The organism is Paenibacillus sp. 1182, assembly GCF_017833915.1.
Lineage (GTDB): Bacteria > Bacillota > Bacilli > Paenibacillales > Paenibacillaceae > Paenibacillus > Paenibacillus polymyxa_D.
Genome location: NZ_JAFICR010000017.1, coordinates 17,682 through 32,269 on the forward strand (window position 1 = coordinate 17,682; position 14,588 = coordinate 32,269).

Here is a 14,588-nt window from a genome sequence, read left to right on the forward strand (position 1 = left end):
TCAGCTCCAAGGAAGTGATGACTTGATTTGGTTAATATCCTTCTGAACCGCGCTCAGATGCTCTTTCCAGTCTGGATACAGTTCTCCTGTTGAGGTTTCATTGCTGCGCTTCAATGCCTTTTCCAGCTCTATAACCTTTGCCAGCAACTCAGGCGCGCACAGGTTCCCCGTTCCTCCCTTAAGCGAGTGGATTAATCGAAGAGCAGAAGATAACTGTCCATTGTCCATTTTTCTCACAACTCTTTTATCGAGATACTGGTATTCCTGTATCCATTTGTAAAGGGCAAATTGAAAAATATACACCTTGCCATCCATACCTGCTATCGACTGCTCAGCGTGAATACCATGTAAATCTTGCAGCCACGCTAAATTAATCCAGCTAGTTAACACTCTAGCAGCGGTCAGTTCATGGACAGGCTTGAGCAACACGGCATTAATACCGGCACGAAGACAAACTTCCTGTTCATGCTGCACAGCATCAGCGGTAAAAGCGATAATGGGAAGCCTGTTAAAAGCTTTGTTTCTCCGAATATGTCTCGCCGTCTCAAAACCATCCATCTCTGGCATATGCAAATCAAGCAGCACCATATCCCAGTAACGCAGTTCAAGTAACGCTATTAGTTCCCTTCCGTTCGTGACCATCGTTACCTCAAAGTTACGCTCTGCTAAAAACTCGGTAATCACCACCTGGTTAATTTCGTTATCCTCTGCTATGAGAATTTGATACTTTTGTGTTGTATCCCCTATCTCATTGCGGGAACTCATCGTCGCATGAGTCTCCAGAGTATTACCATCTGCAGGCACTGAATGTTCCTTCTTCCAGCAGAGAACCTCCAGCAGAGCGTTCCGGGTAACGGGCTTGGACAAAAAGGCATCCACACTATAATCCATGTCCCCTGCAGCTATTTTTTCCATCTGAAACACGGTTGTAAGTCCAATGATCTGAGTTATCTGCTTATCCAGCATTTGAAGCCATTGCCTCCGGGAGTCCAGTTCTCTCAAACCTTCCATCCCCATATCAATGATAACATAATCAAAATGCTCACCCTTTTGAAAAGCATCCACACTTTCTTGGAAGGATGAAATAGTGAATGTTTTTAATCCCAAGTCTTGCAGTAGTTCGTTCAAGCTGTATCTCACCAGTTCATGCTGCGCAACAATTAGGGCTTTGCCTTTGATTTGTTTTTCTATTCGTGTGCTTCCTGCATTCAATTCCCCAGTTTCCAGCTCGACATTAAAGTGAAATTGACTGTACTCTCCTAATCGGCTTTTCACCTCTACTTTCCCCCCCATAGCTTCAGCCAAATGCTTGCTAATGGCCAAACCCAGCCCAGAGCCCCCATATCTGCGGCTGGTTGCTGTACTCGCCTGGATAAAAGGGACGAATAGCTTGTCCATACACGTCTCGGAAATTCCTATGCCCGTATCTTCTACCATAAAAGAAACGCCTACTCGCCCTTCCTGCTGACTTAGCATTTTTACCTGTAACAATACATGTCCCTGATCCGTAAACTTGATGGCGTTGGTCAGAAGATTTGAAAGCACCTGCTCGATTCGAAGCGGGTCTCCCTTAAAGCTTTTCGGTAACGCCGGGTCCATTATAAATAGAACCTCTATTTCCTTATCTTCAAGTAAAGTTCCAACGGTATCTGCGAGATGCCGAAGCATTTTTTCCGGCTCGAATTCTACCTTTTCCAGTTCCAGACTGCCGGCTTCCATTTTGGAAAAGTCCAATACGTTACTGAGCATGGATGAAAGGGTACGAGAGGAAGCGAGAAGCTTGTGGAGGTAATCTCTTTGAACGGCAGTCAGTTCAGTCTTATTTAACAGCTTTGACAGACCGATGATTCCATTCAGCGGGGTGCGGATTTCGTGACTCATATGAGCCAAAAAAATGCTTTTCGCACGGTTAGCCTCGTCCACTTCCTTTCTCTTCTGCTCTGAGGCTTTACACTCCGTAATATCCAATGCGTGACCGATAACAGAGCTAGTAACCCCGTCCTCCATAACCGGATGTAAGGTAATGAGAGCCGAATATTCCCAAAACTCCAATTCAAATACGGTCCGATCACCGAACCAGGCCTGTTTGTAGTATTGGCAAAGCTGCTCCATCGTTTCAGAGGAAAGCTCCAAAATGTCCCCAAGACGCTTCACATGCTCCCTTTTATTGTAGTTGACTTGCATATTCAGACCCACGCGCTCCAGCAATTCACCTTCAAGCAGCCTATAATAAAATTCATTACCGCTTTTCTCTAGCTTGAAGGTAAAGCCAGGTTGAACACCTAGTAAATTCAGCAGATCACGGTCTTTGTTTAACAAACGTTGTCCATATGTATACTTAGCGGTGGTTAAAGTGTGCACAAACAGAGTCATGAACATTAGACCCATCCCTAACTCTAGCACGCAGGTCAACGGTGTTTTATCGCTTATGCCAAAACATAAGAACAAAATTCCCGCTCCTCCATAAAATACACCTGTGATCGCCTGACGAACAAGTTGACGCTGAAAAACCAAAACTAACAATAAAATCACGATAGCACATAGCACTAAATCTCGAACCAAGTGTCCACCCCCTATAATCTTCCATTTTTTTTAGAATATATCGAAAATACAAAAAACTCAGGACAGATTCCTTATGCCATAAGGCTTAAAGAACTGTCCCGAGCATTCATTGTACTATAGATTCCATAAGGTTCAAGCTCGTTTTAATATTTGAAACGACTGATCATCATCTTCAAATCAGCAGCCATCGTCGAAAGCAACTGTGCTGAAGCTGATATTTCCTCCATGGAAGCCAGTTGCTCTTGTGAGGAGGCAGCAACTTCCTCAGATGTGGCGGCATTACCGGTTGCAATCGTCGCCAGCTCGTTGGCTGTCGCTGCGATTTCTTGTACACTGGCTGATATTTGCTCTGCAATCGCAGCGACCTCCTCTACCTGAGGTGTTGTCTCTCGAATGCCTTCCATCGCATAACCCAGCTTGACAATGGTTGCTTTGGAAATCTGTAGTCCATCCTGCACCTCAGTCGTGACCCTGTCCATCGTCTTCACTGTTGTTTCGGTTTCATGCTGAATTTCGGCAATCAAGGTGGCAATCTGTGTGGCGGATGTCTGAGACTGCTCTGCCAGCTTACGCACCTCATCAGCAACGACGGCAAAGCCTTTTCCATGATCGCCCGCTCTGGCTGCCTCAATAGCTGCATTCAATGCCAACAGGTTTGTCTGATTGGAGATATCGCCGATAACCTTCGTAATTTCACCGATTTCATGAGAGCGGGCTTGCAAGGTTTGAATCATCTGGTTGGAACGCTCTACTGATTGATGAATGGAATTCATTTGCTCGCCTGTCTGCTCAACAGACTTTCGTCCTTCCTCGGCTTGCAAGGCAGATCGTTTGGCCAAATCAGCTACCGAAATCGATCGTTCAGCAATTTGGGTGATCCCTTGTGCAATTTCATCCAGGGCCACCGAATTATTTTCCAGCCCTGTAGTCTGCTTCTCTGCACCACTGGCAATTTCTTGTACAGCCTGGGACACCTGCTCACTTGCAGCACTGGTTTGTTCCGCGCTTATTGTCAGTTCATTGGAAGAAATTGTGACATGATCTGCACTGTTCCCTACGTTCTGAATGACAGATCGCAAGTTATTCTGCATATTTTGAAAAGCTACTCCTAATTCTCCGATCTCGTCCTCGCTCTTTACTTGAATGTCCTGTGTGAGATCTCCGGCGCTCACATTTACCGCTTGTTCTTTTAACTTTAAAATCGGTTTGATGATGGAACGGATCAGGAAATAAACAATGATAATACCAATCACAAGACAACCGACAATGGTTAGTAAAGTGCTGATCAAAATCGGTCCTGCTGCATCATCGACTTCAGACAAATACAGCGTTCCGCCTATCTTCCAGCCAGTCAGCTTGTTAGTCGCATAGTTCATATATTTGAGCTGGCCCTCATACTCATACTCGTATTCACCAGTATCACTCTGAAACATGCGTGATTCAATATCTGTAATTTTGGTACCTGGTTCCTTCGTCGGATGAACAATGTAAGTATGGTTATTGTCCAGCAATATGGCATAACCCTCATGACCTACTTTAATATTGTTCAACGTCTCTTTAATACCACTCATTTTCAGGTCAATGCCAATAACACCCGATCCATCTGACGTTGCCTTGGACACAGTAACCGTCATTTGCTTCGAGCTTGCCGAAAGATAAGGAGAACTAATTGCTGCCTTCGCTTGTTCCTTTATCGCTTTATCGTACCAAGGTCTGACTCGTGGATCATAATTATCTGGTAATTGCTTCTGTGGGTAGGTTGTAAATTTGCCGTCCTTCGTACCATAATAAATGGATTCTGTTTCAGGATGGAGTGCAATATATTGCTTAAAGAATTCTTCCAAATTCGCCGCTTGTTCCTCCGTCTCTACCCGATTGCCTTTTAGTCTTTCTGCAAAATAGTCTGCGTCATGTACCTTGGGTTCAATAGTACTATCAATAATAAAATTAGTGCGGACAATAGCCTGCTCGGCACTTTCTTCAATCTGGTTTCGAATCTGCTGACTCGCGCTTATAAACGACAAAGCCCCCACGATCATGGACGGTAAAATCAAAAATGCAATAAAGGCGACCATTAGCTTCGTTTTAAAATTTTTGCTGAGCTTCCTTGCGACTAGCCACTTTTTCCCCGATAACTTCTTCATTAATAAACATCTCCATTTCATTACCTGTATTTCCCAACCTATAGCGAACCTCTTCGTCTTGCCGATGACGACAATCACCCGACAGACTCTCTTTCACATTTTTCACATCTGCTGCTAAAACGCTTGGACATAAAAGATATAAACACGCTAGTTAAATAGGTATATGTACTTATTTTCGAAAACAGCAAGGCTGGTCGGAACCGGTTCTTTGATATAATATACCTAAAAAATATTAAAAAAAATGCAGTATAGATGTTAAGAAAGTGTTAGTTTCATCTCACTATACCTACCACTTAACATGAAAATAATCCCCCTGAAGGTAGCAAACATAGGGTCATTTTTGAAAATCGCCATATATTTTCTACTCCCAAGGGGATTAGGTTCGATCGCTTTATTCAGTTCTAATCCAACAACACCTTCAGATCTTCGAGCCTGGTAACAGGTGCCTGACAGGTAAAATGCTCACACACATATACGGCTGATTTGCCTTCCACAAGATCATAATCACGGATATAAGAAACTGTCTCTGCAATCTCCGACTGTCCTTCATCCTTCAAAATAACGACCGTATTCGGCCTGAACCCAGCTCGAACCGCCTGAATGAACTGTACGGTCTGCGGATCATCCCTGTGACCCACAATCACAATCTCCTTCGTCGTTCCCATCGCATACAACAACGCGCTGAGCAACGCGGAGTGGCCTGACGGGTAATGAGCAACCATACCGCCAAAAGCCTTAAACTGCTTGGCTGCATAGTTCTCCAATCCAGATTCACCCGTTAGCCGCGCAAGCCGCACAAAATTATAGGCCGCAATGCTGTTACCTGACGGAATGGCTCCGTCATCAATTTCTTTAGGCTTGGCAATGAGCTGCTCACTATCTGACCCATAAAAGAATAATCCGTCCCGTTCCTCATCCCAGAACAAATCGATCATATTTTGATTGAGCGTCAATGCCCGTTGCAGATATTGTACATCGAAGGTCGCCTGATATAGCTCGATCAAGCCCCACACATAAAAAGCATAATCATCCACATAACCGGGATAAGCTGCCTCGCCGTCCCGATAACGCGCCAACAGCCGTCCGTCCTCCTGTCTCAAATGGTTCCACAAAAACGTCTCCGCTTTCTGAGCTTGCTCTGTATATCTCGTGTCTCCAAAAGCTTGTCCTGCCTTCGCCAGTGCAGCAATCATCAATCCGTTCCACGAGGTCAAAATCTTGTCATCTTTGTGAGGATGAACCCGTTGTTCTCTGGCAGCAAACAGCTTGGCCCGTAGCTCACTAACCCGCTGCTCCAGTTCCTGCTCAGTCAAGTCATGCTTGATCCTATAGGCTTCCAGATTGATATCAATCAGGTTTGGAATGTTGTGACCTTCAAAATTGCCGTAAGGTGTAATCCCATACAAATCGTTGAAAAAGGCGGCATCCTTATCGCCTAGTACAGCCTTTACCTCAGAGTCGTCCCAGACATAGAATCTCCCCTCTTCTCCTTCGGAATCCGCATCCTCCGCCGAATAAAAGGCACCACCTGCATCCGTCATGTCCCTTGCGATATATGTAAAGATTTGTTCTGTAATCCGTCGGTACAGTTCCTTGCCTGTCACCTGCCAAGCCTCTGTATACGCGATGGCCAACAGAGCATTGTCATATAGCATTTTTTCAAAATGCGGCACCAACCACTTCTCATCCACGGAGTATCGTGAGAACCCCATGCCTATATGGTCGTAGATTCCGCCCCGGGACATCGCATCCAGCGTCTTCTCTGCCATTTCCAGTGCCTGTTGATTCCCCGTATGCTGTGCATATCGCAGCAAAAAAGACAGGTTATGCGGAGAAGGAAACTTGGGTGCTTCCCCGAAGCCGCCATATTCCTTATCGAAGGTGTGGCTGTATTCATGGAAAGCTTTAGTCAAGCTCTGTTCATCCAGTTCACCCCGATAACCCGCAAGCAAGTCCTGCCGCTCATGCTCGATCAGTACCTGCTCACTCAACTCCACCAGCTCTTCCGGCTGTTCTTTCCACCGGGTACCCACCTTGCCAAGCAGCTCCAACAGTCCGACACGGCCAAACTTCTGCTCCTTGGGCAAATACGTCCCCGCAAAAAAAGGTTTCTGATCCGGTGTCATCAATATCGTCAGTGGCCAGCCTCCATGCCCCGTCATCGTCTGGCAGATGGACATATAGATATGATCCACATCTGGACGTTCTTCACGATCCACCTTAATGGATACATAATCCCGGTTTAATACCTCAGCCACTTCTTCATCCTCGAAAGATTCTCTCCCCATTACATGGCACCAATGGCAAGTGGAATAGCCAACAGATAGGAAAATAGGCTTGTTATCACGTTTAGCCATTTCAAAAGCCTCATCTGACCAAGGGAACCAATTTACCGGATTGTGAGCATGCTGTAGCAAATACGGTGATTTTTCCTTGGATAGTCTATTCGGTTTGCTGCTCGTTGTCATGGGACATCACCACTTCCGTAGTTGAATTTTATACTTGGTACTATTTTACCCTAAATGGGTGGTAAAAGTCGGAAGAGATGAAAAAAGATAATGACTCTCAAGCATTATACTCATTAGAATTTATATCAAAGATCTCGAGAGCTTTCAGTAAGGCGTATTCACTTGTTCTGGCCCCTTCTTTGGAAAAATGTGCATCCGGAAACGCGGGCGACATATGATGGTACCCGGGAAAGACATGTAATTCGACTAAGACTCCATCAAAGGCCAATTGTTTTGCAAAAAACAAGGATTCATCAATGAATAAATCAATGGTACCTATATTTATATAAGTCGGTGGTAATCCGGCCAATGACTTAGCACGAGCCGGCACATAATACTCACATACCTCCTCCTGACCCGGTTCATCCCCCAATACAGATTTCCAGCCAAAATAATTACTTTGTTTTGTCCAAATAAACTCTCCTGCGTATGGGTGCTCTGGTGCGGTACTTGTGCGATCATCTAGCATTGGCCTCATTAATCTTAGATGATGGATTTCGAATTCCTTCTGATCACGAATGTACAAGGCTAGGCCAGCCGCCAAACCGCCGCCAGCGCTGCTGCCCCCTACGGCAACTTTCTGAGTATCTATCCCTAACTCTTCCGCATGTTCAATGCACCATTTTAGGCCCGAATAACAATCCTGTAACTGACTTGGCTGTACATGCTCTGGTGCTAGGCGATAGTACACGGATACGCAACAGAAACCATGTTGTGCCGCAAGAGATGCATTAGCAGGACGATCCACGACTGGACTTCCTAAGACCATCCCGCCTCCGTGTATCGAATAATATAGAGGCATCTTATGATGCTTTGATTGTTTGGGCTTAATGATTTCGATTTGAATATCTGGACCACTAAAATAACTTGGCACAGCCTTTTTTTCTAATGTAATAGGGAACATCTGCGTTACATCTATTTGTTGCATCATTTGAGATTGATTTTTACGTGCTTCCCTTAGTGTAGATTCGGTAAGATCGGTTGTTGGTATTAAATCAACTGCACTGATAATTTCTGGATCAATCAGATGTCTACTTCTACTTTTTTGCTCCCTCATAGTAATCTTTTCCTCACTTTCTTGTTTTAAAGACAATGAATCAATACATATTTCCCTTCAATTGTTGTTGTCGTTTATATTTATATTTTAAGTTTAAAATCAGCTTTATAAATGAAAACAACGAGTTAGAATCATTCTTGACATAAAAATTATAAAAAAATGGAATGCCAAAAAAGTATTTCGGAATCTGGCTGTGGGAATGCGAAGGCACATCAAACCTTTTACCAAACAAAAAGACGCGACCGGATTGGTCGTTCATAGCGATTATCCGGTCGCGTCTTAAGCTTATCACGTTATGTCCATCTACTTTTTATGTGAATAAACAATTTTCTTAATGGTTTCGGTAGAGAGGAAAAACTCATTAGCTAATTGCTCGATACTGCTTCTATTTTGAAAAGCATTTCTGATTGCGGCATTTCGCTGTTCTAGCAACCATCTCCCGCCACTCAAGCTTCCCCAATCCATATATTCCGTTTTTGGCTTAGGAATATACAGAGTCTCTCCTTGAACATATTTTTGGATTTCTATAATTAATTCTTGAGGTAAAACTTTGGAAGCATTCGTATATCTCAATTTTACTCGCCCCTTATTTTGATTTTTTAAAATAAGGTGCAAAGCCAAAAATATTAAAAAGCTTATTCAGCGTTAAAAATTGTTTCGCCCCATACAAAGTAACGCTTTCTTAATAATTGGCTTTGCATGAGTGTAAGAAGTCACAGACAATCCTAACAGATTCTCCATCAGTAGGCACCCCCTTTTACCTCGCAAGTATAGCATAACTTCTGCTCACCTGGGACCAGCTAAATGATATCAGCAAAAAGCAAGCGATTAAAAATTGAGCTGTTAGATAGCTGATTTTAAACACTAACCATGAATACGAACCACATAAATCCGTAGATTAAAGCAACTAGACCTACAATGCCCAACAAGCAAAAAAGTAAAAGCATAAGAACAAATTTTTTACCATCCATAACCGACTCCCCAATACTTTTTTCAGAGTGTGAGACACACTTTCTAACTTAGCTTCCGAATAAAAATTTGAAATTAAGTGCATTTATCCAGCTGAACAGGAGTCCTCGTTAGCCTAGGAGCGGCTTCTAGATGTTACTGATTTACACTTTCTGCTTGGTTAGCCTGTCTTGCGTTTATTTTTTTCATTGCAAATCTTGCTATTGGCTGAGCAACCAGTAGCTCAATCCAAAATGCTACACCAAAATTTCTAAACCAACTGTGGAAAAAGTTCTGATAAGGTTTGTTTGTCCTACGAATTTGGGTATCACTTTACCCACTAATGGTCTCGCAACCAATCTTACAAACAAAATAATGATAATGTATAATCAAGCATAAGACTCATAAAGGAGCATATGAACCAGATGAACAATTTTTTGAATGAATTTGAGGAAAGATTTAGGGCAGGATTTTTGGATGATCTTAAAAGCATACTGGAAGAAGTGAAGAATGAGAAAGTTTACACTTGTGCTTTTGGGACAGACAGCGATTTTGCCACTTTGTTTCTTGCTGTTAATACAGAGGAATCACTTGTTAGACATATCACAAACATGAAAGCCCAAGGGCTGTGCAACAGCAAGGAAGATGAAAATTATTATAGATGGGGATTTTGCGAATATCAATATGGTGATACAACACACCTCAATCATATTAGCAAATTTCTATATGCAACTGACAATGTGCTTGACTATAAAGATGAAATGATAAAAATTATGGCCAAGGTAGTTAAGGAAACTGACTACGTGCTTTTCAATCAATTTGGTCAAGCCAAAGAAGATATTATTTTTTTCGTGTCCATGACGGATGATGATATGGCCGAGGAATTCGAAGATCGGTCTGTAATTCAGATGACAAACGCCAAACTAGTTGATGGCTTCTTGCATCGTTATCAAAAGAAATACAGTTTGAAATATTACACTCATTTCGTTCAGGTAGATTGCTTTAATTCGCAATGTGCTTGTCCCATGCATCGATTGATTACGTATCCTTTTCATTTGGTTTATGCCCATTAGATACGAATAAACCTATTTCTCCTCTTGGTTCGAGTTGAAATAAGTTTATTTAAAGCTTTCATCCAGATGAACAGGAATTCTTACCATTCAACTTCATCAAATAATCGGAAAACCATCTTTTTTTCAAATTCATCTAAAGTTCTAAATCCAGATATTTCTTCTTTCTTTTCTCCAAGTTTTATCAAAGTCGCTATTGCTAGGTCTCCCACCTTATAATAACCTAATAGTTTATCTTGGGGTTCCCTTTTTAATGATAATTCACTTAATTTTTTTATCATTTTCTCTGTACGGAAGCCTTCTTTTCCTATCTGTGTCATTGCATGATATAAGACTATGGGGTTATTATCTTCTAACAAATTTTCTAATTCACCTATTTGAACCTTCCCCTTCCGCTATCTTCTTTAATATACTTCATTTTAATCCCAGATAAGAGCTATAAATTGGAATGACCGGGAACATGTTTTATCAGAAATAACCACTATGATGAGTTCCACATTTCTCTTCGCAAACTACGCCGCTATCATACTCATGCTATGGAAATCCGTTTGTTTTACTGAAGCGAGACTCCGGCGCAGCTTATGATTAACGATTCCGATTACCACGTCCGGCTCCATTACATCCTGATGGGAGAGCATAACCAATGTTGCAATATCCCCCCTATGATATGCCGCTGTCAACGTTCTCAGAAAAGTTTTCGAGTTTTCACTTTCCGGTAAGGATAACTCTCCTTTGAGGAGATCCTCCTTGACTGCTTCAAGCGATTTTCGTGCCCGATGAAGTGCAGCTTTTATCGCTCCCTCTGTTGTGCCCAGTATATCGGATGTTTCACTAATCGAAAATGCGAACACATCTCGCAGCAAAAAGACAGTTCTCTGAAGCGGTGATAGATGATTCATTAAGGACTGCAACGCTATCTCAATTTCAACAGTTCCATGATCCGGTTCAGTCACTTTCGCTTGTTCCCTGTTCAATATCCGAGTAAAGACTGCTTTTCTCCGTATCTCATCAATCCAGGTGTTCTTCGCAATCCGCAGCAAAAGCGCTTTGGGGTTTGTATGTTCGAAATTGTTTAACTTTCCTAATGCTTTTACCCAAGTATCCTGAGCCAATTCTTCCGCATCCCAATTTGATTTCGTAAGCGACAGACAGTAACGCTTCAGGACTGCCTGTAATTCCTCCAAGTTCTCGATGTTTATTGTATTATCTGTCATTTGTATAGAATCATCTATGCGCACAGGTCCTCTCCTCCACGGTCTTATTCTGCCCTTTCCTAGAGCAAAGCCTTTTGTTACCTCCAATGTAAACGAACAAGTGGTTGTAAAAGTTACACCATTTACGCAAATCGTTTTCCCATTGAAACCTCCGTATCTTTTTACGGCCTCGGTTCGTTTACAAGGAGAAATCAACTGAAAACAGGAAATTGGGGGTATCAAAATGAGTGTTTATGTTCCTTATGTTGTTGAGCAAACTGCTCAAGGTGAAAGATCGTACGATATCTATTCCAGACTATTAAAGGATCGTATTGTGTTTGTCGGGGCAGCCATCGATGATCATTTGGCTAACAGTATTATTGCTCAATTATTGTTCCTGGCGGCAGAAGATCCGGAAAAAGAAATTTACATGTATATCAACAGCCCGGGTGGCTCTACTTCCGCAGGATTTGCCATTTATGATACGATGCAGTACATCAAACCCAATGTACACACGATATGTACGGGATTCGCTGCTTCGTTTGGCGCGATCCTGTTGCTAGCGGGCGCCAAAGGGAAACGTTCGGCGTTGCCGAACAGTGAAATCATGATCCATCAGCCGCACGGCGGCGCACAAGGTCAGGCCAGCGATATTGCGATCAGCGCAAAACGAATTTTATGGACTCGTGAAAAGGCAACCCGTATCACAGCTGAACGGACCGGACAATCTTTTGAAAAAGTCGAAAAAGATATGGACCGGGATTTTTACATGTCCGCTCAGGAGGCACTGGAATATGGTGTTATTGATCAGGTGATCACTTCTTTATAGAGTGCTCAAACCCTAATGATCCGCAAGGAACTTTAAGAAAATATGAGGTGATATCATGTTAGCAAGTTTACAAGGTAAGGAAGTAACTATTCATTTTATAGATGGGGCAAATGTATGCGACGGGATATTGGATCAGATTGACGACAAGTTCGTTAAATATCTTACGCAATATCAGACGCTTGTTATTCCTATCACATCTATTCGCACCGTATCCATTGACATTAAGGAACGGCAACGCCATAGAGTTGGATTCGCCCCTTGAACCTATTTTAGTATGGGTGTCAATTACATTGTACGGAGGCCCGATATTATGAAAATTTCACAGGGAGTAGAAATGCTTCAGCTAAGACGTGTCGTTCGACAAACTAAAAGCTGTGATTTTGACGCATCATGATGTCGATCATATAGGTTGTCTTCCTGAGATTTTGCAGGAGTGTGGCGATCATATTAAAGTCTATGCACACGAACTGGATAAGCCGTATATTCAGGGGGAACTCCCACTTTTAAAAGATAGTCACCTTGTGCATCGCCCGAAGGGCAAAGTGGACGATACCTTAATAGATGGTCAGGAACTGCCGTTTTGCGGCAGGATTCGCGTCATCCATACGCCTGGGCATACTCCTGGTCATATCAGTCTTTATTTAAGGCAAAGTAAGACTCTTATTGCCGGGGATTCGATGTACAGTGTAAACGGGGTTCTCGGGGGAATTCATGTCCCGACCACACTGGATATGGATGCAGCTCGTCTCTCATTGAAAAAGTATTTAGATCTCGACATTGCATCCGTAGTTTGTTATCACGGGGGATTAAGTAATGTACATGTGAATGATCAGATATTAGGACTTAGTGGCGAGTTAATTTATAGCGAATTGAAGCAACCCCGTAAATGACCGGGGTTGCTTTTATAATGTTCATATGAATTGTATCTAATGCCCACACTTTATTGATAGACACGCACGTAATCGACTAGCATTTGGGACGGGAACTGCGTCGAGTTATTGGGAGCACCAGGCCAGTTTCCGCCGACCGCTAGGTTCAGGAGAATAAAGAACGGCTGCTGAAATTCTTCGGTGTTCCCGGTTCCGTTCTCTATATAAAATTCATTGAACTGCTGTCCGTCGACAAACCAGCGGATATACTTGGAGTCCCACTCGATGCTATACACATGGTATTGGGAAAAATCCAGATTGCCCGATACCCGCCCGAAGTCAGCGTGGCCTCCCGCATCCCAATGCACAGTACCATTCACAGAAGGATTGTTGTTTACACGTTCCATAATGTCGATTTCTCCGCATTTCGGCCAACCTACCGAGCTGATGTTGCTGCCTAACATCCAGAAAGCTGGCCATATCCCTTGACCGGACGGTAACTTGATGCGCGCTTCTACTTTCCCATAAGTAAATTTTTTCAAGTCTTGAGTTTTGATCCGGGCAGAGGTGTAATTCATTCCGCCGTAAGCTTCTTTTTGTGCCGTAATCACCAGATTGCCTCCGGTAACCTGCAAATTCTGCGTACGGTTGGTATAGTACTGCAGTTCATTGTTTCCCCATCCGCCGCTTCCGGTACCGATTTCAGGGGTCCAATTGGACCGGTTTAACGAAGTTCCATTAAATTCGTCGCTCCACACAAGATTCGAGTTCGGTGCTGCGCTTGCATGCATTGCTGGAAGCAGAACGATTAGGAGACTGAGCAGCGCAACCGCACATAATCCTTTTCTTAGCATTAGTTCCCTCCTCAATAATAATAATCCAAGTTCTTAGACACTTCAGAAAATAAGCCTTCAAGCGGTATTGACGATTGAAAGGGGGATCACCTCTATTTATATTTTTCTTCTTGGACAGCTCATAAATTAGAATCGTAGATAGACGATTGAAAAAGTATACCGCTCAAGCAGGAGTATAATGGAAACAAAATCCATATTCAACCTATATTTAAGGTTTTTTCTTAAAAATAACTTTCTCATATAGATAAAGCCGGTCTTTATAAATCAATAAGAAATTTAACTGCCATTAAAACAAACGTAGTAGCACGTATCGCACCGGACGCGGTGTAGCCCCGTCGGTCATCTACGATTACCAGAAGACACGTGGCGGCGAGCATCCACAAATCTTCTTATCCGGAGGAAACCTTCCCCCTCAATTCCGTACAACTCATAGCGATGTCGCCACTTCACTAAGGTGGTAACGCTGTGTTATGTTTTTTTGCTACTTCCACACGGCTGCTCTGTCCTGCTTTTAACTCCTGTATGATGGCTAGTTTCTCAATCGCATTGTATTCG

Annotated in this window: 10 protein-coding genes and 2 pseudogenes; 4 read left to right on the top strand and 8 right to left on the bottom strand. The window is 43.0% G+C overall.

Features of this window, described 5'->3' with window-relative positions; genetic code table 11:
• The 5 genes from JOD82_RS25385 to JOD82_RS25405 all read right to left on the bottom strand — a co-directional run bounded on the left by JOD82_RS25385 (position 1) and on the right by JOD82_RS25405 (position 8,843).
• Positions 1–2,562: a response regulator gene (locus tag JOD82_RS25385; protein ID WP_209950177.1), complete on the bottom strand. Its 2,562-nt coding sequence runs from the start codon at positions 2,560–2,562 to the stop codon at positions 1–3.
• Between the two features lie 143 nt (positions 2,563–2,705).
• Entirely contained in the window at positions 2,706–4,706 is a 2,001-nt protein-coding gene (locus JOD82_RS25390) for a methyl-accepting chemotaxis protein (RefSeq protein ID WP_029515044.1), read from the bottom strand.
• A 401-nt stretch (positions 4,707–5,107) separates the two neighbouring features.
• Positions 5,108–7,174, bottom strand: coding sequence for a thioredoxin domain-containing protein (locus JOD82_RS25395; RefSeq protein WP_209950178.1), 2,067 nt, complete (start codon positions 7,172–7,174; stop codon positions 5,108–5,110).
• Between the two features lie 97 nt (positions 7,175–7,271).
• On the bottom strand, positions 7,272–8,270 hold the full coding sequence (locus tag JOD82_RS25400) for an alpha/beta hydrolase fold domain-containing protein (protein ID WP_069011149.1): 999 nt from the start codon (positions 8,268–8,270) through the stop codon (positions 7,272–7,274).
• Positions 8,271–8,573: 303 nt separating this feature from the next.
• Entirely contained in the window at positions 8,574–8,843 is a 270-nt protein-coding gene (locus JOD82_RS25405; protein ID WP_039275052.1) for a CD3324 family protein, read from the bottom strand.
• An 800-nt stretch (positions 8,844–9,643) separates the two neighbouring features.
• Between JOD82_RS25405 and JOD82_RS25410 the strand changes: the two genes are divergently transcribed.
• Positions 9,644–10,291 carry a DUF4303 domain-containing protein gene (locus JOD82_RS25410; RefSeq protein ID WP_245249141.1) on the top strand — a complete coding sequence of 216 codons (648 nt, stop codon included), beginning with the start codon at positions 9,644–9,646 and terminating at the stop codon, positions 10,289–10,291.
• A gap of 80 nt (positions 10,292–10,371) precedes the next feature.
• Here JOD82_RS25410 and JOD82_RS25415 read toward each other — a convergent pair whose 3' ends face one another.
• Together JOD82_RS25415 and JOD82_RS25420 are read right to left on the bottom strand one after the other, a co-directional pair.
• A complete protein-coding gene (locus tag JOD82_RS25415; RefSeq protein ID WP_209950179.1) occupies positions 10,372–10,647 on the bottom strand; it encodes a hypothetical protein in 276 nt (91 codons plus the stop codon).
• 153 nt (positions 10,648–10,800) lie between these two features.
• Positions 10,801–11,526, bottom strand: coding sequence for an RNA polymerase sigma factor (locus JOD82_RS25420; RefSeq protein WP_209950180.1), 726 nt, complete (start codon positions 11,524–11,526; stop codon positions 10,801–10,803).
• A gap of 199 nt (positions 11,527–11,725) precedes the next feature.
• Here JOD82_RS25420 and clpP point away from each other — a divergent pair, with 199 nt between their 5' ends.
• From clpP to JOD82_RS25435, 3 genes and pseudogenes are all read left to right on the top strand, one after another.
• Positions 11,726–12,310 carry an ATP-dependent Clp endopeptidase proteolytic subunit ClpP gene (clpP, locus tag JOD82_RS25425; RefSeq protein WP_069011152.1) on the top strand — a complete coding sequence of 195 codons (585 nt, stop codon included), beginning with the start codon at positions 11,726–11,728 and terminating at the stop codon, positions 12,308–12,310.
• 55 nt (positions 12,311–12,365) lie between these two features.
• Positions 12,366–12,572, top strand: coding sequence for a hypothetical protein (locus JOD82_RS25430; protein ID WP_039275041.1), 207 nt, complete (start codon positions 12,366–12,368; stop codon positions 12,570–12,572).
• A gap of 88 nt (positions 12,573–12,660) precedes the next feature.
• Positions 12,661–13,200 (top strand): annotated as a pseudogene (locus JOD82_RS25435) (MBL fold metallo-hydrolase); the annotation flags it as partial.
• A gap of 53 nt (positions 13,201–13,253) precedes the next feature.
• Here the strand turns inward: JOD82_RS25435 and JOD82_RS25440 are convergent.
• Positions 13,254–14,033, bottom strand: a pseudogene (locus JOD82_RS25440) (glycoside hydrolase family 16 protein); the annotation flags it as partial.
• Positions 14,034–14,588 lie beyond the last annotated feature (555 nt).